Origin of the sequence: Cryobacterium sp. TMT1-66-1, assembly GCF_004403435.1 — a bacterium.
In the GTDB taxonomy this organism is placed as follows: Bacteria; Actinomycetota; Actinomycetes; order Actinomycetales; family Microbacteriaceae; genus Cryobacterium; species Cryobacterium flavum.
Map to the genome: position 1 here is coordinate 80,214 of NZ_SOGP01000001.1, position 20,838 is coordinate 101,051.

At 66.7% G+C, this 20,838-nt stretch carries 19 protein-coding genes; 10 read left to right on the forward strand and 9 right to left on the reverse strand.

What is annotated here, in order from left to right:
• Positions 1–157: 157 nt before the first annotated feature.
• Positions 158–1,015, forward strand: a complete 858-nt coding sequence (locus E3T29_RS00395; RefSeq protein WP_134343623.1) for an SGNH/GDSL hydrolase family protein — start codon at positions 158–160, stop codon at positions 1,013–1,015.
• 51 nt (positions 1,016–1,066) lie between these two features.
• Positions 1,067–1,402: a metalloregulator ArsR/SmtB family transcription factor gene (locus E3T29_RS00400; RefSeq protein ID WP_198412796.1), complete on the forward strand. Its 336-nt coding sequence runs from the start codon at positions 1,067–1,069 to the stop codon at positions 1,400–1,402.
• 22 nt (positions 1,403–1,424) lie between these two features.
• Here E3T29_RS00400 and E3T29_RS00405 read toward each other — a convergent pair whose 3' ends face one another.
• The 7 genes from E3T29_RS00405 to E3T29_RS00435 all read right to left on the reverse strand — a co-directional run bounded on the left by E3T29_RS00405 (position 1,425) and on the right by E3T29_RS00435 (position 9,133).
• Positions 1,425–2,915 (reverse strand): NADH-quinone oxidoreductase subunit C, encoded by a 1,491-nt coding sequence (locus tag E3T29_RS00405; RefSeq protein ID WP_198417697.1) that lies wholly within the window; start codon positions 2,913–2,915, stop codon positions 1,425–1,427.
• The gene (locus tag E3T29_RS00410; protein WP_134343624.1) at positions 2,915–4,363 is read right to left on the reverse strand and encodes a proton-conducting transporter membrane subunit; all 1,449 of its coding nucleotides are present in this window, start codon (positions 4,361–4,363) and stop codon (positions 2,915–2,917) included. Before E3T29_RS00410 ends, E3T29_RS00405 begins: the two co-directional genes overlap by 1 nt.
• On the reverse strand, positions 4,363–5,022 hold the full coding sequence (locus E3T29_RS00415) for a hypothetical protein (RefSeq protein ID WP_092340991.1): 660 nt from the start codon (positions 5,020–5,022) through the stop codon (positions 4,363–4,365). Before E3T29_RS00415 ends, E3T29_RS00410 begins: the two co-directional genes overlap by 1 nt.
• Positions 5,023–5,034: 12 nt before the next feature.
• Positions 5,035–5,988, reverse strand: a complete 954-nt coding sequence (locus tag E3T29_RS00420) for a respiratory chain complex I subunit 1 family protein (RefSeq protein WP_134343625.1) — start codon at positions 5,986–5,988, stop codon at positions 5,035–5,037.
• Positions 5,985–8,003 (reverse strand): proton-conducting transporter membrane subunit, encoded by a 2,019-nt coding sequence (locus tag E3T29_RS00425; protein WP_134343626.1) that lies wholly within the window; start codon positions 8,001–8,003, stop codon positions 5,985–5,987. The genes E3T29_RS00420 and E3T29_RS00425 overlap by 4 nt, the downstream gene beginning before the upstream one ends.
• Positions 8,000–8,485: an NADH-quinone oxidoreductase subunit B family protein gene (locus E3T29_RS00430; RefSeq protein ID WP_092340995.1), complete on the reverse strand. Its 486-nt coding sequence runs from the start codon at positions 8,483–8,485 to the stop codon at positions 8,000–8,002. Before E3T29_RS00430 ends, E3T29_RS00425 begins: the two co-directional genes overlap by 4 nt.
• Positions 8,486–8,671: 186 nt before the next feature.
• The gene (locus tag E3T29_RS00435; protein ID WP_092340996.1) at positions 8,672–9,133 is read right to left on the reverse strand and encodes an Lrp/AsnC family transcriptional regulator; all 462 of its coding nucleotides are present in this window, start codon (positions 9,131–9,133) and stop codon (positions 8,672–8,674) included.
• 131 nt (positions 9,134–9,264) lie between these two features.
• On the opposite strand from E3T29_RS00435, the gene pdhA reads away from it, so the two are divergent.
• The 4 genes from pdhA (at position 9,265) to E3T29_RS00455 (ending at position 13,701) form a co-directional block, all read left to right on the forward strand.
• Positions 9,265–10,377: a pyruvate dehydrogenase (acetyl-transferring) E1 component subunit alpha gene (gene pdhA, locus E3T29_RS00440; protein ID WP_134343627.1), complete on the forward strand. Its 1,113-nt coding sequence runs from the start codon at positions 9,265–9,267 to the stop codon at positions 10,375–10,377.
• 89 nt (positions 10,378–10,466) lie between these two features.
• Positions 10,467–11,426 carry an alpha-ketoacid dehydrogenase subunit beta gene (locus E3T29_RS00445; protein ID WP_233206121.1) on the forward strand — a complete coding sequence of 320 codons (960 nt, stop codon included), beginning with the start codon at positions 10,467–10,469 and terminating at the stop codon, positions 11,424–11,426.
• On the forward strand, positions 11,423–12,844 hold the full coding sequence (locus tag E3T29_RS00450) for a dihydrolipoamide acetyltransferase family protein (RefSeq protein ID WP_134343628.1): 1,422 nt from the start codon (positions 11,423–11,425) through the stop codon (positions 12,842–12,844). The genes E3T29_RS00445 and E3T29_RS00450 overlap by 4 nt, the downstream gene beginning before the upstream one ends.
• A gap of 194 nt (positions 12,845–13,038) precedes the next feature.
• Complete coding sequence (locus tag E3T29_RS00455; RefSeq protein ID WP_134343629.1) at positions 13,039–13,701, forward strand: VOC family protein; 663 nt, start codon at positions 13,039–13,041, stop codon at positions 13,699–13,701.
• A 3-nt stretch (positions 13,702–13,704) separates the two neighbouring features.
• On the opposite strand, the gene E3T29_RS00460 is transcribed toward E3T29_RS00455, so the two are convergent.
• Complete coding sequence (locus tag E3T29_RS00460) at positions 13,705–14,604, reverse strand: LysR family transcriptional regulator ArgP (protein WP_134343630.1); 900 nt, start codon at positions 14,602–14,604, stop codon at positions 13,705–13,707.
• A 69-nt stretch (positions 14,605–14,673) separates the two neighbouring features.
• Between E3T29_RS00460 and E3T29_RS00465 the strand changes: the two genes are divergently transcribed.
• Positions 14,674–15,297, forward strand: a complete 624-nt coding sequence (locus E3T29_RS00465) for a LysE/ArgO family amino acid transporter (RefSeq protein ID WP_134343631.1) — start codon at positions 14,674–14,676, stop codon at positions 15,295–15,297.
• On the opposite strand, the gene E3T29_RS00470 is transcribed toward E3T29_RS00465, so the two are convergent.
• Positions 15,294–15,890 carry a TetR/AcrR family transcriptional regulator gene (locus tag E3T29_RS00470; RefSeq protein WP_134343632.1) on the reverse strand — a complete coding sequence of 199 codons (597 nt, stop codon included), beginning with the start codon at positions 15,888–15,890 and terminating at the stop codon, positions 15,294–15,296. The genes E3T29_RS00465 and E3T29_RS00470 overlap by 4 nt on opposite strands.
• Before the next feature lie 113 nt (positions 15,891–16,003).
• On the opposite strand from E3T29_RS00470, the gene E3T29_RS00475 reads away from it, so the two are divergent.
• Genes E3T29_RS00475 through E3T29_RS00485 form a run of 3 tightly spaced genes read left to right on the forward strand, consistent with a single transcriptional unit; the run spans position 16,004 to position 20,823 of the window.
• Positions 16,004–17,611, forward strand: a complete 1,608-nt coding sequence (locus E3T29_RS00475; protein ID WP_134343689.1) for a carboxyl transferase domain-containing protein — start codon at positions 16,004–16,006, stop codon at positions 17,609–17,611.
• Positions 17,612–17,614: 3 nt separating this feature from the next.
• Positions 17,615–19,660 (forward strand): biotin carboxylase N-terminal domain-containing protein, encoded by a 2,046-nt coding sequence (locus tag E3T29_RS00480; RefSeq protein WP_134343633.1) that lies wholly within the window; start codon positions 17,615–17,617, stop codon positions 19,658–19,660.
• Positions 19,657–20,823 (forward strand): acyl-CoA dehydrogenase family protein, encoded by a 1,167-nt coding sequence (locus E3T29_RS00485; protein ID WP_134343634.1) that lies wholly within the window; start codon positions 19,657–19,659, stop codon positions 20,821–20,823. The genes E3T29_RS00480 and E3T29_RS00485 overlap by 4 nt, the downstream gene beginning before the upstream one ends.
• Positions 20,824–20,838: the final 15 nt, after the last annotated feature.

Sequence of the window (20,838 nt, forward strand, 5' to 3'; positions counted from 1 at the left end):
AGACCGGTCCCAATAGATCTCCCGATCACCTCTCGCCAGGTCGGTCGGGTAGACGGAAGGCCCGCACTGCTTGCAGTGCGGGCCTTTTCGCGCGCGGCCCGAATTTGAGTCGTTGACAACGCCTTGCGGGTCTGATGACCGGGTCTACGTTCGCGGCATGACAAATCAACGATTAGTTTCAGGATTCCTGCAACGCCTCGGTGCCGTCGCCGTACTCGCGGCCGCCCTGCTCGCTGGCGCGGTGAGCGCCCCGGCACTGGCTGAGACCAATTCCGATCCCGCAGCCTCGGTTGGCGCATCCGCTCCCGGCTATGTCGCCCTGGGCGACTCATTCACCTCTGGTCAGGGCGCGCCGCCGTACGCGTTCGACGGCACCGCTTGCCTGCGTTCCAAGCGGGCGAGCTACCCGATCTTCTCGGCCGTGGTCAGCCCCTATCGACTTGTGTCGAATAATGCCTGTTCCGGGGCCAGCACAGCGGATATCCCGGGTCAACTTCTCGGAGTGAGCCCCAGTACCGCCCTCGTCACCCTCACTGTTGGCGGCATCGATGCCGGCTCCAACGTCGTGTTGACGGCCTGTGCGCCCGACCCGGCCAGTCCGGTTTGCCTCGGTGCAATCAACAACAGCGTGGCTCAGCTGAGCGTTCTCCCTCCCAAGCTCGTGGGCACGTATGGCCTGGTAGCGGATACGCTGCCGCAGGCGAAGATCGCGGTCTTGAGCTACCCGCGCCAGTTCAAGCCCGGATTCTCCCAGCTGGGCGATGTACTCAATGGGGCCATAGACGCGCTGAACACGGTGCTTGCCGGATCCGTCGCTGCGATGACGACCCCGCGCATCCGCTTCGTTGATGCCTCGCAGGAATTCGCCGCGCACGGTGTAGGTTCGCGAATACCATACTTCGCGTTTGATCCGCTGAACCCATTCGCGTCGGCCAACTTTCACCCGAACGCCCTCGGCAACAGCCTCGGCTACGCGCGGGCCCTCGTGAATGACGGGCTGCTGCGCCGCAGGTGAGAGCGGCCCTATCTAGTTGAAAGAATCATAAGGTAACGATATACTAAACTTGTGTTGTCTTCAGGTTTGCCCGCTGCCCAATTGAAGTCCGACTTGTTCAAGTCGCTCGGGCATCCGTTGCGCGTGCAGGTTTTGGAACAGCTCGTCGCCGGCGAACGCTCGGTGGGGTCACTCGCCGAAGCACTCGGCTGCGAACTGTCCAACCTGTCCCAGCAGCTGGGCGTACTGCGGCGTGCCGGCGTCGTCGTCACCCGCCGGGAGGGTAACTCCATTTTCTATGCACTGCGCGACCCGAGCGCGGTTGAGCTGCTGGCCGCGGCCAAGCGTATGGTGCTGGCCAACCTCACCGACTCGCACGCCCTGCTCCGCCACCTCGAGCAAGAGTAGTTGCTGCTGGGCCTGAGCCGGCCTACAGGTCGTTGCCGGCGTAGGAGAGGTTGAAGCTCTTATTGGCCAGCGGAAAGTCGGGAACAATGGTTTCCGACAGGGCATCCGGTACGGCCGGCCAGTTCAGGAACGACGGGTCGACGACCTTGACGCGGGCGAGCGTGCCGTTGGCGGCGAGTTCTACCCGGTGGGTTGCCGTTCCGCGCCACGCTTCGACCAGGGCGAGCCCGGTGCCGGCGCTCGTCGGGTTCACGCTGAACGCGGTTCCGGTGTGGCCCTGCAGGCGTCGGAGCAGGTCGACGGCGACCGCGGTCGACACCTCGACCTCGCGGGCGCGCACGGTGTACCGGGCGAGCACGTCGCCGCTGTCTTCGGTCACGACGTGAAAGACCTCGCCCAGATTGACGAACGGATGCTCGTTGCGGGCATCCGTGTCGATGCCCGATGCGCGCGCGACGTAGCCGAGCGTTCCGATCTGGGTCGCGTGCGCGTTGGAGAGCCGGGCCGTGCCGGTGAAACGGCCGCGCACGATGGCATGGCCGAGCGTGATGCCGGCCAGTTCGGCCATGGCGGTGGCAATGCGCACCAGATCGGCGGCTTCGGGGAGCGCGTTCACCCGGATGCCGCCGACGCTCAGCGCACCGCGCAGGAGGCGGTGTCCGGTGACCGACTTATTGATGCGCATCAGCTGCTCACGGAGCCCCTGGGCGTGCGCGTCAATGATGCTGAACCCCACGTCGTTGGCCAGGGAACCAAGATCGGTCACGTGGTTGTAGAGACGCTCGAGTTCCAGAAGCAGAGCACGCAGCAGCCGGTCGGGCTCCGACACCTCGATACCGGCGGCCTGCTCGACAGCCATGACGAACGCGAGGGAGTGACCGACGGCGGTGTCGCCGCTGATCTGCTCGGCCAGAAGCACGCCTTCGCCCGCAGTCTTGCCCTCGAACACCTTCTCGACACCACGGTGTAAGTACCACTGGCGGGCTTCCATGCGCACGATGGTCTCGCCGACGACCGAGAAGCGAAAGTGGCCGGGCTCGATGATGCCGGCGTGAATCGGGCCGACGGCGATCTCATAGACGCCAGGGCCCTCAACCGGCACGAAGGGGAATGATTCCACGTCGGGCTCAAACTCGGGCACGGCGGCGTTGGCGCGCAGCATCGGGTACCAGCCGCGCGGCCAGTGGCCGTGGCGAACCAGGCGGTGCGGCTGCGGGTGATTGCGGGGAACGACGCCGTACAGGTCGCGGATGCCGCGCTCGAAGTTGCCGGCCGGCAGGGAGATCTCGGCGAGGCTGGGAATCCAGGCATCGTCCCGCGGCACAGTGACCACCAGGTCGGCCCGCAACGATGCATCCCCGACGAAGGAATAGACGATGCGAAAGTGGTCGTCGTCTTCGTGGCAGGCGACCAGGGCCAGCCGGCTGCCGGCATCGAGCAGCGCCCCGGCGGCGGCCGGCAATTCCGCACGGTCGAGGTGGCGGAGTTCGCCGGGCATTAGTTCGTCAGCCATTAGTTGGTACCTCCGAGAACGGCTGTGGCCTGCAACAGTAGAGTGCCGACCGGTTCGGCCACGAAAGCGATCGTGGCTGTCGTGGCCAGGGCCAGGATGATCGGCAGGCGCGGGCCGTGGGTCGAATAGTCGGGTGTGAACGCGGCGCCGTCCGGGGGAGCGCCGATGGTCATCTGCACGGTGAGGCGGGTGAACGCGGCGAAGATCACCAGCAGCAGCACGAGGGCCGCTCCGACGACGCCGCCGAGGCCCACCGACCAGCCGGCCATGATGATGCCGACCTCGGAGAAGAAGATGCTGAACGGGGGAAAGCCGACGATGGCGGCCATGGCGATGAGCCAGGGTACGGCGAGGCCAGGCCGTCGCACCAACAATGCGCGCACGTCCGAGATCACCGGGGTGCCCTCGACCTTGAGGATACGACCGGAGATCACGAATAGGGTCGCCTTGATCAGGCCGTGGCCGAGAATGTACAGCAGCACCGAGGGGAGCGCGGCCGGGCCGATCGCCACACCGATCGCCATCAGGCCCATGTGTTCGATGCTGGAGTAGGCGAGCATCCGCTTGTAGTCGCGTTGGCGAATGAGCAGTGACGCGGCCACGAGCAGGGAGAGCAGGCCACCGATGCTGAGCATGGTGCGCAGAAACTCCGGGCCGATCACGAGGTTGGTGATCGACTGGATGCGCAGGATCGCGTAGAGCGCGACCGAGAGCAGCACGCCCGACATGAGGCCGGAGACCGGAGCTGGGGCCTGGCTGTGGGCATCCGGCAGCCAGCTGTGCATCGGGGCGAGACCCGACTTGGTGGCGAAACCGAGCACGGCCAGGGCGCCGCCGGCGGTGATCAGCGCCGGGTCGAGGCCTCGGTCGGCCTGGCTCAGGAGCACCCAGGACAGGGTCGGGGTGTCGGTACCGACCGAGGCAGCGTAGATCAGCACGATACCCAGCAGCGCGATGGCCACACCGACCGAGCCGAGGATGACGTATTTCCAGGCTGCTTCGAGGGACCGGCGGGTGCGGTGGTGGCCGACCAGGAATGCGGTGGCGATGGTCGTTGCCTCAACGGCGGCCCACATCAGGCCGATGCTGTCGGCCAGCACGGCGAGTGACATCGCGGCCAGGAACAAGGCGATGAGCGCCTCGTAGCCGGCGGCATCCCTGGTGCGGCTCGACGCCGCGCTGCTGAGGCCACCCCAGGTGGAGATGAGTCCGACCGCTCCGACGACGCTGAGCATGTAGGCCGAGAGGGCGTCGGCACGCAGCATGCCGCCGCCGCTTTCGAACACGGCACCGTCGAGCACTGCGCTGACCAGCAGCAGGCCGGAGACGAGCACCGCGCTCGACGCGGCGACTCCGACGAAACGGCGGTGCGCCGAGCCGCGCAGAAGCAGGCTGAGGCCGGCGAAGGCGAGTGGGCCGACCAGGGGAATCCACAGAACAAATGACATCAGTCGTGCAACTCTCTGAGCTGATCAACGGCAGTGCCGCCGAACTTGGTGCGCATGCGGCCGGCGAACACGTGCAAAATGAGCACGACCAGCAGAACGTCGAGGGAGACTGCGAATTCGAGCAGAATAGGCACGCCGCCGCTGGTCAAAAAAGCGATGGTGGCGATGCCGTTGTCGAGCAGCAGAAAGCCGATGAGCTGGGAGCGCGCGCGGCGCCGGCTGATCAGCAGCAGAAAGCCGATGAGCACCATGGCCAGGCCGATCGGTGCGGCGTGGCCGGTCTCACTGTCGCCGAGACCGAAGACGCGGCTGACCACGACATAGCTGAGAATGGTCAGCAGGGTGACGGCGAGCAGCGCGGCGGTCGGGTTGAGCCGGGGCGATTCCTGAATCTGCTTGATCGACGCCTTGGACTGGTGAGCGAGCACCCAGGGCAGGCCGACGCCCTTCACCGACAGGATCAGCAGCGACACCAGCACCAGTTCGGACTCGCCCTCGGCGATGCCGATCACCGCGACGAGTGCGGCAAGGGCAACGCCCTGCAGGGCGAGCAGCCGGATCGAGGCGAGCAGGGAATGACGCCAGACCATCAGCGCGCTCGTGAGCAGCAGGGCGCCGGTGCAGAAGCCGATCAGTTGGGGATAGAAAGTTTCAAACACGACGGATGCTCCTCAGGCGACCAGGTAGGAGGCGGTGACGGCCAGGAAGGCGAGGGCAAAGGAACCCGCGAGAAGCTCGGGGACCTGGAACAGGCGCACCTTGGCCAAAAAGATCTCGCCGACACTGAGCAGAACACCGAGCACGAGCACTTTCACGGCGATGCTGACCACGCCGATCGCGAGGCCCAGGGCGCTGAAATCGGTGACGACACCCCACGGCACGACCAGGTTGCTGACCAGGCCGAGCAGGGCGGCCAGTTTCAGCCAGGAGCCGACCTCGAGCCAGGCCAGGTCGCGGCCGCTCGCTTCGAGGGTCATTGCCTCGTGCAGCATGGTCAGTTCGAGGTGGGTGCCCGGATTATCGACGGGCAGCCGAGCTGTTTCAGCCATGATCGCAATCGACAATGCCACGAGCGCCAACACACTGACCGGCGAGATGATCACCTCGGGGGAGAACAGCCGGGTCTCGACGATCGCCGAGATCGTGCTGGTTCCGGCCGGAATCGACAGAGCGTAGACCGAGAGCAACAGGGTGGGTTCGACCAGGGCCGCGACGGTCATATGTCGGCTGGATCCCATGCCGCCGAAGGCCGTACCGCCGTCGAGTCCGACGAGAGCGAGCGCGACCACGCCGATGAGCATGACCGAGACGACCACGAACAGGTCGCTCGGAATGGACGGGAACGGTATGGTCCCCACGAGCGGCAGCAGCACGCAGAGCAGCAGGCTGGAGACCATCAGAGCGACCGGGCCTGCCTTGAGCATCCAGCTGCTGCCTTCGGCACGCACCGGATTCTTCGCGAGCAGTTTGCGCACGTCGCGCCAGGGCTGCCAGATTCCGGCACCGGCTCGACCTTCGATGGTGGCCCGCACCTGGCGGATCACGCCCATGAGGAGCGGGGCGAGGAAGACAAACAGCAGGACCTGCACGAAAGCGATGATGATGGCGCTGACGACGGCGTTCATAGCGAGACCACAATCAGCACGATCAGCAGAGCAACGAAAGAATAGGACAGATAGCGGTGGATGCTGCCGTTGGCCACATGCCGTACGACGATGCCGTAACGCTGGAACAGGTTGAGTACCGGCCGATACAGCCGGGTTTCAATCACGTCGGAGACGTGTTGTTCGACCCGTACTTTTTCCACCAGATAGCGCGACTCAGCCACGTGGGTGACCTGCACATCACGGGACGGCTTGAGCACGTCGTCGAAGACCCGCACCAGTGGTTCGGCGTAGGACGTCGCCGTGTACTGCATGCGCGGCCGCGCCCGGGAACCGCCGCCGCCCCAGGGCAGGTCGACGGTGCGATGCGGATGCCGCCGGGCCGACACGACGATCGACACGACCACCGGGATGGCGACGAGGGCGGAGAGCACGACGAGCATGATCGGGTCCAGTACCGCCCCGATACCGGGTAGCGACACCCCGCCCAGACCGACCGACTGCACCGCGGCGGTGGGGTTCGAGCTGACCGTGTTCGCCACGAGCGCGGCGATCGGCCCGGGGAGTAGCCCGAGAGCGAGCACGGAGAGGGCGCCGAGCGCGAGGGAGAGCTGCATGAGCGGCGGCACCTCGCGGGCATCCGCTGCTGGGGCGCTGCGGGGGCGGGCCAGGAAGGCAATGCCGTAGGCCTTGACGAAGGTGAGCAGGGCCAGGCCCGCGGTGAGGGCGATCACGGCGACGGCCAGGGGCATGGCGACGGATGCCGCGACCGAGACGACCGCCCCGCCCTGACGACCACCGTGGATGAGCGACTGCAGCAGCATCCACTCGGCGACGAAGCCGCTGGTGATCGGAATGGCGGCGGCGCCGAGGCTCGCGATGCCGAACGCGGCGGCGGTGACCGGCATGCGGGCGCCGAGTCCGCCGAGGCGGTCCAGGTTGCGCTCGCCGGTGGCGTGGATGACGGCGCCGGCACCGAGGAACAGCGTGGATTTGAACGCGGCGTGGCTGACGGCGAGGAGCAGGGCGGCGACGAGCGCGGCATCTGCTGCTGCGGTGGCGTCGTAGCCGCGCAGCAGCATACTCGCCCCGAGGCCGAGAAAGACCAGGCCCATGTTCTCAGTGGTCGAGTAGGCGAGCAACACCTTGAGGTCACTCGACACGGACGCCTGCAGAATGCCGTAAAGAGCGGATGCGCCTCCAACCAGCATGATCGCGATCCCCCACCAAGCCGGACCGTCGGGCAGCAGCCGTACGCAGACCAGCAAACCGCCGTACACGCCGATCTTGACCATGGCCCCGCTCATCGCGGCCGAGACGTGGCTGGGAGCTTCGGGCAGCACCCGGGGGACCCAGACGTGCAGCGGCACCAGTTCGGCCTTGCCGCCGAAACCGAGTAGGAATAGCACGAAGGCCACGTTCGCCGCCCACGAACCGGGTTCGATCGCCTGCAGGTTGGTGAAGCTGGTTCCGCCCGACGCGGCAGCGAGCACGGCGAATCCGGCCAGAATGAAGAAGAAGCTCAACTGGGACATGGCCGAGTACCAGATGCCGGCCGAGGCGACGGTGGCGCGGCTGGCATGGTCGGCGAGCAGCAGCACGGTGGAGCCGAGGGTCATGATCTCCCAGGCCAGCAGGAACGACACCGAGTCGGTCGCGGCCGGTACCAGCTGCATTCCCACGAGGAATACCGGCATCGCCACCCAGGCGGTGCGGCTGGCGTCGGGGCCGCGGGTGGAACTCATCGAGTAGAGCGACACGAGAATGCCGACGCCGGAAACCACGAGCATGAACAGGCCGCCGAGGCGGTCGGGGGCCAGCAGTAGCGGGTCCATCGGCAGGGCGATCGGAATGAGCAGGCCGCCGGTGGCGCCGAGCAGGGCACCGAGGCCGGTCACAAAGCCGGTGACGGCGATGAGGGTACAGAGGATGCCGCCCGCCCGTGACCGCAGGGAGGGTGCCGCCAGAAGGGCGCTCGTGACGGCCAGCGCGCCGAGGCCCAGTTGCAGGAGGAGCCCAGCTCCGATGCCGGTCATCGGCCGGTCATCCGGCGGAGGGCCTGCACGATTTCGGTCGGTTCCGGCGGACTGCCTGGTACCTCGATATCTACGTGCACGAAGTCGGACACCGGACCCATGATGCCGTAGCCGTCGCGGAAGGCACCGCCGTGCAGGGCACAGTCGCCGACCGCGATCACAAACCGGGGGGTCGGGGTGGCCTCAATCGTCCGACGTAGCGGCTCCGCCATATTGCGGGTGACACTGCCGACGATGAGAAGGACGTCGGCATGCCGCGGTGAGGGCACGAGGCGCACGCCGTAGCGTTCCACGTCGTAGACCGGGCCGAAGGCTGCGGACACTTCGAGCGCACAGTCGTTGCAGCCGCCGGCGTTGATGAACCGCACCTGCACGCTGCCACCGAACACTTCAGCTCCCGCCAACAGTGGCGGGGCGGGCGGGGCCGGTTCGGCGATGCGTGAGCCGTTACGAATAAGGGTGGCCAATCGCAGGAAGCTCATACGAGTCCCCGGTGTGCATGCATGTTCACGAAGCTGGTGCCTTCTGTGGGGAGCGCGAAAGTCGAAGGTGTTGGGCAGGCGACGGATTCTGCGGTGCGTCTGGTTGAGTGCAAGACTACCAGCGCAAATAACTTCATTACTTCTTTATATAACTATATGAAGAAATTAGCAAATAGATCCCGACGACTAGCCACGGTCGAGCAGCGGGGTGAGGCGATACGGGATGACCTCGCCCATGGCCAGCGAGGTCTCCGTGCGTTCGACACCCTCGCAGGCGAGGATCGTGCCGTCGATGCGAAACAGGTCGGCGGCATCCGTGCAGACGACCCGTACCAGCAGGTCGGTCTGCCCGCTCATGCCGTGCGCCTGCACGATTTCGGGGATCAGCGCGAGGTCGATCACGATCTGCGCGAGCCTTTTCTGCTGCACGTGCACCTCGATGAATGCGGTCAGCGGGTAGCCGAGGGCGGCCGGATTAATCCGGCGATCGAAGCCGAGAAACGCGCCAGAGTCTTCCAATCGCTTCATGCGCGCCTGCACGGTGTTGCGGGAGAGGCCCAGGGTGTCGGCGAGCGCGACGAAGGTGCTGCGCGGGTCGGCGGAGAGCGCTTGGAGTAGCTTCGTGTCGGTCTTGTCAAGGCTGTACATAGTGTAAAACATTAACACGGTCTGGCGAGCCTGAATAGGGCACTCTGCTCACTATTTTTCACAGTGGTTGTGCTCCCTGTCGGGTCGACATAGGCTCACGTCAACTTTAGCAATGACGCTCGGAGCGACCCATGATTGATTTCTCCCCCCAGCTGGTGCAGCTTCTCTCGATTGACGGCGAGCGGATGCCCCGGCCCGACTTCGACCCGTGGGTCGACGATCTCGACGGGTTGGCCCTTCTGGCGCTCTACCGCGACATGGTCGTGGTGCGCCGCATCGACACCGAGGCGACCGCCCTGCAACGCCAGGGCGAACTCGGCCTGTGGCCGCCGCTGCTCGGCCAGGAAGCCGCGCAGGTCGGCTCCGCTCGCGCCCTGCGCAGCGACGACTTCATCTTTCCGAGCTACCGCGAGAACGCGGTCGCCTACTGTCGCGGCGTGAACCTCACCGACATCGTCAAGGTCTGGCGCGGCAACGCCCAGTCCGGCTGGGACCCGTACACCGTCCAGATGGCCACCCCGAACATCATCATCGGCGCGCAGACCCTGCACGCCACCGGCTGGGCCCTCGGCGCCCAGCGCGACGAAATCGATGCCGTGGCCATCACCTACTTCGGTGACGGCGCCACGAGCCAGGGGGACGTTAACGAGGCCATGGTCTTCGCGGCGAGTTTCCAGGCCCCGGTCGTCTTCTTCTGCCAGAACAACCAGTGGGCCATCTCCGAACCGATCGGGGTACAGGCTCACCGCAACATCGCCGATCGCGCGCCGGGTTTCGGCATCCCGAGCCTGCGCATCGACGGCAACGACGTGATCGCGGTCATGGCCGCGACCCGAATCGCACTCGACCGGGCCCGCACCGGCGGCGGCCCCACCTTCATCGAAGCGGTCACCTACCGCATGGGACCGCACACCACAGCGGATGACCCCACCCGCTACCGAGACCCGGCCGAACTGGCCGAGTGGAAGACCCGCGACCCGTTGCTGCGTTTGCACCGGTTACTGACGAAGCTCGGTGAAATCACCCCCGAGGTTGAAGCGGCCACCCAGGCGATCGCCGATGCCGCGGCCGCCGAGTTGCGCGCCGGCTGCATCGGCATGCCGGACCCCGAGCCGCTCAGCGTATTCGACCATGTCTACTCCACTCCCAACGCCACCCTGGAGCGCCAGCGCGCCGAGTATGCCGGGTATCTCACGAGCTTTGGAACACAATTCGATATTGCTGAACAAAATGGAACGATGTGATGACCATGACCACCCTGACGACCCCCACCACCTTGCCCGGCCTTGATGCCCCGAAGCCGGTCCCGTTGACCGAGACCAAGACCCTCACCATGGGCAAGGCCATCAACGAGGGCCTGCGCCAGGCCATGCTCGACGACCCCAAGGTGGTGCTCCTCGGCGAGGACATCGGCGCCCTCGGTGGTGTCTTCCGGGTCACGAGCGACCTGCTCGCCCAGTTCGGCGCTCGCCGGGTCATTGACACACCGCTCGCCGAATCGGCAATCATCGGCACCGCAGTCGGCCTGGCCTACCGTGGCTACCGCCCGGTCTGCGAGATTCAGTTCGACGGCTTCATCTTTCCCGGCTTCGACCAGATCGTCAGCCAGGTCGCGAAGTTCCACTACCGCACCCAGGGAGCCGTGCGCATGCCGATCACCATCCGGGTGCCATTCGGCGGCGGAATCGGAGCGGCCGAACACCACTCCGAATCACCCGAGGCCTACTTCACCCACACCTCCGGACTGCGCGTGATCGCCGTCTCCAATGCCCAAGACGCCTACAGCCTCATTCGCCAGGCCATCGCCAGCGACGACCCGGTGCTCTACTTCGAACCCAAGCGTCGCTACCACGTGAAGGGTGAGGTCGTGCCGGAGCTCGGCGCCCCGATGGAGCAAGCCGTCATCGTGACTCCGGGAACGGATGTCACGCTCCTCACCTACGGCGCGCTCGTGTCCACCGCGAAGGACGCGGCGCTGGCCGCGTTCGACGAGGGAATCTCGATCGAGGTCATCGACCTGCGGTCGCTGTCACCGGTGGACTATGCGGTGGTGGAGGCATCTGTTCGAAAGACCGGGCGTGTGGTGGTGACCCATGAGGCGGCCCAGTCGGGTGGACTCGGCGGGGAGATCATCGCGACCATCACCGAACGCTGCTTCAGCTACCTGGAGGCCGCCCCGGTGCGGGTGACCGGCTTCGACGTGCCCTACCCGCCAGCCAAGCTGGAGAGCCACTACCTGCCCGACCTCGACCGCATTCTCGACGGTGTCGACCGGGTCATGGGGCGTCGATGATCAAGGTATTCAAACTGCCCGACCTCGGTGAGGGTCTCACCGAGAGTGAGATTGTGGCCTGGCTCGTAGCTCCGGGCGACGAGGTTACGCTCAACCAGCACATCGCTGACGTGGAAACCGCCAAGGCCGTGGTCGAACTGCCGAGCCCGTTCGCTGGAGTGGTCAGCGTGCTGCACCAGCCGACCGGTGTGGTCGTGCACGTCGGCGAACCCATTGTCAGCTTCGACATCGGCGGCGGGGCCGAACCGACTTCTACGGCACCAACGGATGCCACGGCCGGCGCCGCCGCTCCGGCTGAGCAGCGCGAGGCCAACCTGGTCGGCTATGGCCCCGCCGTCGAGCGCGGCGGCCACCCCCAGCGTCGGGCCCGCGCGGGTGGCGCGCAATCGGTGCCCGCTCCCGCAACTCCGACGACAGCCGCGCCGGTGCCCGCGGTGACGCCGGCCGCAGTATCCACCGACCAGCCCGCCGTGGCACCCGTCCCGGTTTCCCTTGCCGAACGCCCGCGCTCGACACCGCCGGTGCGGGCCCTGGCCCGCGACCTCGGTATCGACCTCACTACGGTGACCGGAACCGGAAAAGACGGCCTGATCACTCGGGACGACGTTCGCGCCCACATCACTGAATCCGTGCCGACTCCCGCCCTGCACGGGGAGCCTGTATCGCCCACAGCGGCACCGGCCACAGCGGCACCGGCCACGAGCCGCGGCGACGACGTGCGCGAGACCCGCTCGCCGATCAAGAGCCTGCGCAAGCTCACCGCGGCAGCGATGGTGCAGAGCGCGTTCACCGCGCCGCACGTGACCGAGTTCCTCACCATCGACGTCACACCGACCGTCGAACTGCTCGATTCCCTGCGCACCGACCGGCAGTTCGAAGGCGCCGGCATCGGGATTCTCACCGTCGTGGCCAAAGCGCTCTGCCTCGCCGTCGGGCGCACCCCCTCGGTGAACACCCGCTGGGACGAGCCGGCCGGTGAGATCGTGCAGTTCCACCACGTGAACCTCGGCATCGCTGCCGCAACCCCGCGTGGGCTGCTCGTGCCGAACATCGTCGATGCTGACCGGCTCGACCTGCGTGGCCTGGCTGCCGCGCTCGCCGAACTCACCACGGCGGCCAGGTCCGGCACCACCACCCCGGCGGCGCTGTCCGGCGGCACGATCACCATCACCAATATCGGAGTGTTCGGCATCGATGCCGGCACGCCCATCCTGAACCCTGGCGAGGCGGCGATTCTGGCGATGGGCGCCATCCGTTCTCGGCCGTGGGAGTACCGCGGCGAGGTCGCACTGCGCAAGGTGCTCACGCTCAGCCTGTCGTTCGACCACCGACTGGTCGACGGCGAGCAGGGTTCCCGCTTTCTCGCCGACATCGGTACGATCCTGGCCGACCCGGCCCGCGTGCTGACCATGGTCTGACCCTGGCCGATCCGCTCCCTCCCCTGCACTAGTCGTCTTTACCCACTCTGGTGCGCATAACTCCTGCAATTTGTCAGCCCGCCCAAAGAGTTCCGCGGAATTCCGGGGTATCCGGGTTTTGGCTCTGCAAATTGCAGGAGTTATGCACCAGACGGGCGGTTGACCGGGGTGCGGCGGCGGAGCAGAGTGGAGGCATGAACGCTCAACGTGCACTCCTCGCCCCCCTCACGACGAAGAAGCAGCTGACGGGCACAGCTTTCGTGCACCTCGACGGATGCCTGCACGCCGCTTTCCGCACCAAGGACTTCGTCTCCGCCCTGGAACTGGTCAACCGGGTCGGCGACGTGGCCGAGCAGATGAACCACCACCCCGACGTACGCCTGGGTTACGGCACCGTCTCACTCACCCTCACCTCGCACGACGCCGGGGGAGTCACCGCGCGTGACCTCGAGCTCGCCGCCCGCGTGCAGCAGATCGCCGACACCCTCGGTGCCACCTCGCGTCCCGCGCAGCCGACGCGCTATGACATCGCGATCGACTGCACCGACGCGGATGCCGTGCGCCCATTCTGGCGCGCTGGCCTCGGCTACACCGAGGTGGCCGGCGACGACGGCATCGAACTCGTGGACCCGCGCGGCCTCGCCCCCAAGGTCTGGTTTCAGCACATGGAGATCGCCCGCACCGACCGCAACCGCATCCATCTCGACGTCTACGTGCCAAGTGACGACGCCGAGGAACGGGTCGCGGCCGTGCTTGAAGTCGGCGGCGTGCTACTCACCGACGAGCACGCACCCGACTGGTGGGTGCTCGCCGACGTCGAGGGCAACGAGCTCTGCGTCTGCACCGCCGCCTTCTGACGCTTAGAACGGCCGAAGGGTCGTCCGGGCTTCGGCTCGCACGGCCGTCGAGACGGCATCCAGCAGGGGCGAAGAGAGGTTCCACCGCTGCCAGAACAGGGGAACATCGACCGCCGACTTGGGGGCCAGATCGACCAGACGACCATCGGCGATCTCGACAGCGCACTGCTGTTCGGGCAGCATACCCCAGCCGAAGCCCAGCAGAATAGCCCGCACGAAGTCGTTCGACGTCGGAATGTAGTGGATCGGCCCGCTGCTGCCACTGCCGGCATGGTCGCGCAGAAACGATTCCTGCAGGTCATCGTTGCGCTCGAAGGCGACGACGGGTGCGCCGGGAAGGGCGATCAGGCCGCCATGTGTCGGCAGCCAGCGCTCGATGAACGTGGGCGTCGCGACGGCGTGATAGCGCATCTGACCGAGCGGCTCGGTGATGCACCCCTGCACGGCCTCCCGCGTGGAGGTCACTGCTGCCATGACCGTCCCGGCGCGCAGCAGTCTCGTCGTGTGTTCCTGGTCTTCCCGGTGCAGGTCGAAGGCCACACCGAGGGTCTCTCCGAGTCCGGCGAGGGCATCGAGAAACCAGGTGGCGAGGCTGTCCGCATTCACCGCGAGCGACACAGGAAACGCCCGACCGTCGGACCTGCCCTCGTGCAGCTGGCGCACCGTGTCGGCCTCGAGCAGCTCCACCTGGCGCGCGTAGCGCAGCAGCACGTCGCCGGCGTCGGTGAGCCGGACCGGGGTCGTGCGCTGCACGAGCACCCGCCCGCTCGTCTGCTCCATCGCCTTGACGCGCTGCGACACCGCGGAGGGGGTCACGTGCAGCCGGGCAGCGGCCGCCTCAAACGACCCCTCGCTCACGAGCGCGAGCAGAGTCGCGAGCTGTTCGAGCGTAAATCGTTGCATTAGACCAGCTTATCCAGCCTAAGAAACAATAGCTGTACTGAATTATCGCGAGCGCCTAGCGTTACACCGGTGACCTCAACTTTTCTGCCAGTCCTGCTCGGCCTCGCCACCGGGCTCTCCCTCATCATCGCGATCGGATCGCAGAATGCATTCGTGTTGCGACTCGGCATCGAGGGGCGCAACCGGGTCATCGTTCCCGTCGTCGCGATCTGCGCGGTGTCGGACGCCGTGCTCATCCTGGCCGGCGTGCTCGGGCTCGGGGTAGTCGTCGCCGCAGCGCCGGTGGCGATCATCGTGATCCGCGTGCTCGGCTCTGCCTTCCTCATCATCTACGGGCTCGTCGCGGCTCGTCGGGCAACTCGCCCTGGTGCACTCGTCGTCTCGGGGGTCGTGGCCACGACCGGCATGCGGGTCGCGGTCGTGAGCGTGCTGGCCCTCACCTGGCTGAATCCGCACGTCTACCTCGACACCGTATTGTTTCTCGGCGCTGTCGCCAACCAGCAGGGCGCAACGGAACGCTGGTGGTGGGCGGGAGGCGCTATTGCGGCCAGCTTCGTCTGGTTCTCCGCGCTTGGCTTCGGGGCGCGCCTGCTGCGGCCGATGTTCGCCAAGCCGGCGTCCTGGCGAGTGCTTGATGCGGTCATTGCCGTGGTGATGATCGCCCTCGGTGTGCGCCTCGCGCTCGGGAACTAGCTCCGCAGGCCCAGAGCCGCCAGCGCCATTTCCTCGAGCAGGGCGCGCACGGCCGCCTTCGAGGAGGCGCGGGCGCTGTGTGGTGTTGAGTTCAGCAGTCCGAAGGTTGCGTGGGCTCGAATTCGGAGCAGGGCTTCGTCGATCGACGGGTGCACGCGCCCCAGCACCTCCACCCACAGTTCCACGTACTCGCGCTGCAGCAGGCGCACCCGGTGCCGGTCAGCCTCGGCGAGGCTGTCGAGGTCGCGATCCTGCACCCGGATCACATCGGGGTTGGAGAGGGCGAAGCGCACGTGAAAGCGCACCAGTTCGGGCAGGGCGGCCGCGGCATCCGTTGTTTCGGTCACGACAGTGTGGCCGCCGGCCACGAGATCCTCACTCACATCGATGAGGAGGGCGGCGAGAACGGCCTGCTTGCCGCTGAAATGACGGTAGACCGCCGGTCCGCTCACCCCGACGGCCGCACCGAGGTCCTCGATCGAGACGCCGTTGAAGCCCGAGCGGGCGAACAGGGTTGCCGCAGCGCCGAGCAGGGCGTCCCTGCGGTCGGCCTTGGCCTGGCTGCGCGGCGTCGTTTCGGTCGGTGTGCTCATGCGAGCCTTTCAACTAGACATTTCAGTTAATCATGACTAACCTGAATTTCAGTTAGTAAACACTAACTGTAGTTGATGCCGGGCGCTCCGGCCCCACAAACGGGAAGATGTCGATGGAGACACTCGCGAGTCAGCTCGACTCCTCCGCTGAGGCCTTTGCCACCAATGACGCCGCCCAGCGGCAGCTCGTGGCCGACCTGAAACAGCACCTCGCCACGGCGGCCATTGGCGGTCCGGAGAAGTCCCGGCAGCGGCACCTCGACCGCGGCAAGTTATTGCCCCGCGAGCGCATCGACCAACTGCTCGACGACGGCAGCCCCTTCCTCGAGATCGCGCCGCTCGCCGCGACCGGCCTCTACAACGACGACAGTCCCGGCGCGGGCGTCATCGCCGGCATCGGCCTCGTGCACGGCCGCTACGTACTCGTGATCTCCAACGACGCCACGGTCAAGGGCGGCACCTACTACCCGATGACGGTGAAAAAGCACCTGCGCGCCCAGGAGATCGCCCTCGAAAACCGGCTGCCCTGCATCTACCTCGTCGACTCCGGCGGAGCCTTCCTGCCCCTGCAAGACGAGGTTTTCCCCGACCGCGACCACTTCGGCCGCATCTTCTACAACCAGGCACGGATGTCCGCGGCCAAGATTCCGCAGATCGCCTCGGTCATGGGATCCTGCACCGCCGGTGGCGCCTACGTTCCGGCGATGAGCGACGAGACCGTGATCGTGCGGGGCCAAGGCACCATCTTTCTCGGCGGACCGCCCCTGGTGAAGGCCGCGATCGGCGAGATCGTCACCGCCGAGGAGCTCGGCGGCGGCGAGTTGCACTCTCGCGTCTCCGGCGTCACCGACCACCTCGCCGAGAACGACGAGCACGCCCTGCAGATCGTGCGTGACATCGTCTCGACCCTGCCGCATTCCCAGGCCCCGGCCTGGGAAGTGATCGCCACCGTCGACCCGGTCGCCGATGAGGGCGAACTCTACGGAGCAGTCCCGGTCGACGTGCAGGGCCAGTACGACGTGCACGAGGTCATTGCGCGCATCGTCGACGGCAGCGAATTCCACGAATTCAAGCGCGAATACGCCACCACCCTCGTGACCGGGTTCGCGCACATCCACGGCCACCCGGTGGGCATCGTTGCCAACAACGGCATCCTGTTCGCCGAGTCCGCGCAGAAGGGCGCGCACTTCATCGAACTCTGCGACCAGCGGGGAATTCCGCTCGTTTTCCTGCAGAACATCTCCGGTTTCATGGTGGGCCGAGAGGTCGAGGCCGGCGGCATCGCCAAGCACGGCGCCAAGATGGTCACCGCCGTCGCCACCGCCCGGGTGCCCAAGCTCACCGTCGTGATCGGCGGCTCCTTCGGTGCCGGCAACTACTCCATGTGCGGCCGCGCCTACTCCCCGCGCTTTCTCTGGATGTGGCCGGGCAGCCGCATCTCCGTGATGGGCGGCCCGCAGGCCTCGTCCGTGCTCGCAACCGTCAAGCGTGAGCAGATCGAGGGCGGCGGCGACACCTGGTCGGCCGAGGCGGAAGCCGCGTTCAAGGATCCGATCCTGACGAAATACGAGACTCAGGGCAGCCCGTACTATTCCACCGCCCGGCTCTGGGACGACGGCGTCATCGACCCAGCCGACACTCGCACGGTACTGGGCCTCGCCCTGTCCGTCTGCGCCACCGCGCCGCTCGGCGAGTCCGCCTTCGGCCTGTTCCGGATGTGAGCCATGACATTTGACATCGTTCTGGTCGCCAACCGCGGCGAAATCGCCTGCCGCATCATCCGCACCCTGCGGGAACGCGGCATCCGCTCTATCGCCGTCTACAGTGACGCCGACCGTGACGCCCTACATGTGTCGCTAGCGGATGCCGCGGTGCGCCTCGGCGCCGCCGCCCCGGCCGACAGCTATCTCAATGTCGAGGCCGTGCTGGCCGCTGCGGCGCGAACCGGAGCCCAGGCGATTCACCCCGGCTACGGATTTCTGAGCGAGAACCAGGCTTTCGCGCAGGCCTGTGCCGACGCCGGGATCGTCTTCATCGGGCCGAGCGTGCACGCGCTGAACGTGATGGGCGACAAGATCCGCTCGAAGAACCATGTGGCCGGTTACGGGGTGCCGGTCATTTCCGGGGTGGCAGAGCCGGGCCTCAGCAATGAGCAGCTCATCGCGGCCGCCGTCGACGTTGGCTACCCGATGCTGATCAAGCCGTCCGCCGGCGGTGGCGGCAAGGGCATGCACGTGGTGGAACGCGCTGAAGACCTGCCCGCCACCCTCGAAACCGCCCGGCGGGTGGCGCTGAGTGCCTTCGGCGACGATACCCTGCTGCTCGAACGCCTCGTGGCGACCCCGCGGCACATCGAGGTGCAGGTGCTCGCCGACAACCACGGCGCCGTGATTCACCTCGGTGAGCGCGAGTGCTCGCTGCAACGCCGGCACCAGAAGGTCATCGAGGAGGCGCCCTCGCCGCTGCTCGACGAGGCGACCCGGGCGCGCATCGGGGAGGCGGCCTGCGCTGCCGCCCGCAGCGTGGGCTACAGCGGCGCCGGCACCGTAGAATTCCTGGTCTCCGCTGCCGCGCCCGACGAGTTCTTCTTCATGGAGATGAACACCCGACTGCAGGTAGAGCACCCGGTCACCGAGCTGGTCACCGGCCTCGACCTCGTGGATTGGCAGCTGCGCATCGCAGCGGGGGAGCCGCTCACGGTCACGCAGTCCGATATATGCCTCAGGGGGCATGCGATCGAGGCGCGGGTTTACTCTGAGAATCCCGAGCGCGGTTTTCTGCCGACCACGGGCAGGGTGTTGCAGCTGAACGAGGCCATTGGTGAGGGCGTGCGGGTGGACAGCTCGTTGAGTCTGGGTCTGACGATCGCCTCGCACTACGACCCGATGCTCGCCAAGGTGATCGCCTGGGCTCCCACCCGGCTGGAAGCGCTGAACCGGCTCGACCGGGCGCTCGCCGACACCGTCGTGCTCGGCGTGCAGACCAACACCGAATACCTGCGGCTGCTGTTAGCGGACGCCGACGTGCGCGCCGGCCGCCTCGACACCGGCTTGATCGAACGCAAGCTTCCCGACCTCCAGTTTCGCGGTGCCGAGGAGCACCTGCTTGCCGCCGGGGCGCTGTTTTTGCACGGGCTCGCGGCGTCCGCTGCCGGCACGAACGGGGTCTGGACGCGGCCGAGCGGATGGCGGGCCGGCTCGCCGCGTCCCGTGAAGTACGCGCTGGGGGTGGGCGCGACCGACGTCGTGGAGGTGCGGGTTGTGGGGGAGCCGGGGGCGGCATCCGTTTCGGTCGGTGATGGCACGGCCGTGCCGGCCGGACTCGTTCGCGTCGGAGACGGCACGTTCAGCGTCGACTACGACGGCCAGACCCGGGTGTTCGCGATCGAGAAGTTCGGAACGCGCGTGTATATCGGCGCTGACGGCTTCTCGCTCGAACTGCGGCACCGATCCCGGGCCGAGCAGCTCGCGGAACACCTCGCCAGCCGCGGCCGGGTACCAGGGGCGCTCAGCCCCGACGTACGCTCGCCGATGCCCGGCACCGTCATCGCGGTGCACGCCGCCACCGGCGACGTGGTCAGCGCGGGCCAAACCCTCCTTGTGGTCGAGGCCATGAAGATGGAACACAAACTCGTGGCCGCCACGGCCGGCCGCGTCACCGTGAACCTCAAGACCGGTGATCTCGTGGCACTCGACCAGATCGTCGCCACCGTTATTCCAGAAACGATCACGACCCCCGAAACCTCTTCAGACAAGGAAGACACAGAATGAGCTACGAACTCACCCCTACCCAGCAGGCCCTCAGCGACATGGTGCGCGACTTCGCCGACACCGTCGTCGCCCCGGCCGCCTACGAGTACGACACCAAGCGCCGCCTGCCCTACGGCATCATCGCCCAGATGGGGGAGATGGGATTGTTCGGCTTGCCGTTCCCAAAGGAATATGGCGGTCAGGGCAGCGACTATTTCTCGCTCTGCCTCGCGGTTGAACAATTAGCCCGTGCCGACCAGAGCATCGCCGTCACCCTCGAGGCCGGGGTGGGCCTCGGCATCATGCCGGTCTACCGCAGCGGCACCGAAGCGCAGAAGCAGGAATGGGTTCCCCGCCTCGCGAGTGGCTCGGCGCTCGCCGCGTTTGGCCTCACCGAAGCGGATGCCGGCTCAGACGCCGCAGGCACCAAGACCACTGCTTTATTGGAGGCCGGCGAATGGGTGATCAACGGCACCAAGCAGTTCATCACCAACTCCGGGTCGGAGATCACCCGCCTCGTCACGGTGACCGCCGTCACGGGGGAGTCCACTCGAGCCGACGGTTCGATCAAGAAGGAACTCACCGCGATTCTGGTGCCGACCCCGACCCCCGGTTTCACGGCGCTGCCACCCTATGACAAGGTCGGCTGGCACACCTCCGACACGCATCCGCTCGTGTTCGACAACGTGCGCGTACCGGAGGCCAACCTGCTCGGCGAACGCGGCCGCGGGTTCGCCAACTTCGTGCAGACCCTCGACGAGGGCCGCGTCGCCTTCGCCGCGCTCTGCACGGGCGCAGCGCAGGGTTGCCTGGAGGAATCGATTCGCTACGCGAACAGCCGCAACGTCTTCGGCCGTTCAATCGGTTCCAACCAGCACATTGCCTTCAAAATCGCCCGGATGCAGGCGCGCGTGCACACCGCACGCCTCGCCTACTACGACGCAGCGCTGAAGCTGATCAACGGCAAGCCGTTCAAGATGGAGGCGTCGATCGCCAAGATGGTAGGCAGCGAAGCGGCCATGGACAATGCCCGCGACGCCACGCAGATCTTCGGCGGATACGGCTTCATGAATGAGAATCCGGTCGCGCGGCACTATCGTGATTCGAAGGTGCTCGAACTCGGCGAGGGTACCACCGAGGTGCAGCTCATGGTCATCTCGCGGGCGCTGGGCTTCGCGGCCTGACCTGACTGAATTGGA

Bases quoted from the DNA above. Each gene is read 5' to 3' on its own strand.
- E3T29_RS00395 (WP_134343623.1), top strand. From the start codon at position 158: ATGACAAATCAACGATTAGTTTCAGGATTCCTGCAACGCCTCGGTGCC.
- E3T29_RS00405 (WP_198417697.1), bottom strand. From the start codon at position 2,915: ATGGCTGACGAACTAATGCCCGGCGAACTCCGCCACCTCGACCGTGCG.
- E3T29_RS00410 (WP_134343624.1), bottom strand. From the start codon at position 4,363: ATGTCATTTGTTCTGTGGATTCCCCTGGTCGGCCCACTCGCCTTCGCC.
- E3T29_RS00420 (WP_134343625.1), bottom strand. From the start codon at position 5,988: ATGAACGCCGTCGTCAGCGCCATCATCATCGCTTTCGTGCAGGTCCTG.
- E3T29_RS00425 (WP_134343626.1), bottom strand. From the start codon at position 8,003: ATGACCGGCATCGGAGCTGGGCTCCTCCTGCAACTGGGCCTCGGCGCG.
- E3T29_RS00430 (WP_092340995.1), bottom strand. From the start codon at position 8,485: ATGAGCTTCCTGCGATTGGCCACCCTTATTCGTAACGGCTCACGCATC.
- E3T29_RS00435 (WP_092340996.1), bottom strand. From the start codon at position 9,133: ATGTACAGCCTTGACAAGACCGACACGAAGCTACTCCAAGCGCTCTCC.
- pdhA (WP_134343627.1), top strand. From the start codon at position 9,265: ATGATTGATTTCTCCCCCCAGCTGGTGCAGCTTCTCTCGATTGACGGC.
- E3T29_RS00445 (WP_233206121.1), top strand. From the start codon at position 10,467: ATGGGCAAGGCCATCAACGAGGGCCTGCGCCAGGCCATGCTCGACGAC.
- E3T29_RS00450 (WP_134343628.1), top strand. From the start codon at position 11,423: ATGATCAAGGTATTCAAACTGCCCGACCTCGGTGAGGGTCTCACCGAG.
- E3T29_RS00455 (WP_134343629.1), top strand. From the start codon at position 13,039: ATGAACGCTCAACGTGCACTCCTCGCCCCCCTCACGACGAAGAAGCAG.
- E3T29_RS00460 (WP_134343630.1), bottom strand. From the start codon at position 14,604: ATGCAACGATTTACGCTCGAACAGCTCGCGACTCTGCTCGCGCTCGTG.
- E3T29_RS00470 (WP_134343632.1), bottom strand. From the start codon at position 15,890: ATGAGCACACCGACCGAAACGACGCCGCGCAGCCAGGCCAAGGCCGAC.
- E3T29_RS00475 (WP_134343689.1), top strand. From the start codon at position 16,004: ATGGAGACACTCGCGAGTCAGCTCGACTCCTCCGCTGAGGCCTTTGCC.
- E3T29_RS00480 (WP_134343633.1), top strand. From the start codon at position 17,615: ATGACATTTGACATCGTTCTGGTCGCCAACCGCGGCGAAATCGCCTGC.
- E3T29_RS00485 (WP_134343634.1), top strand. From the start codon at position 19,657: ATGAGCTACGAACTCACCCCTACCCAGCAGGCCCTCAGCGACATGGTG.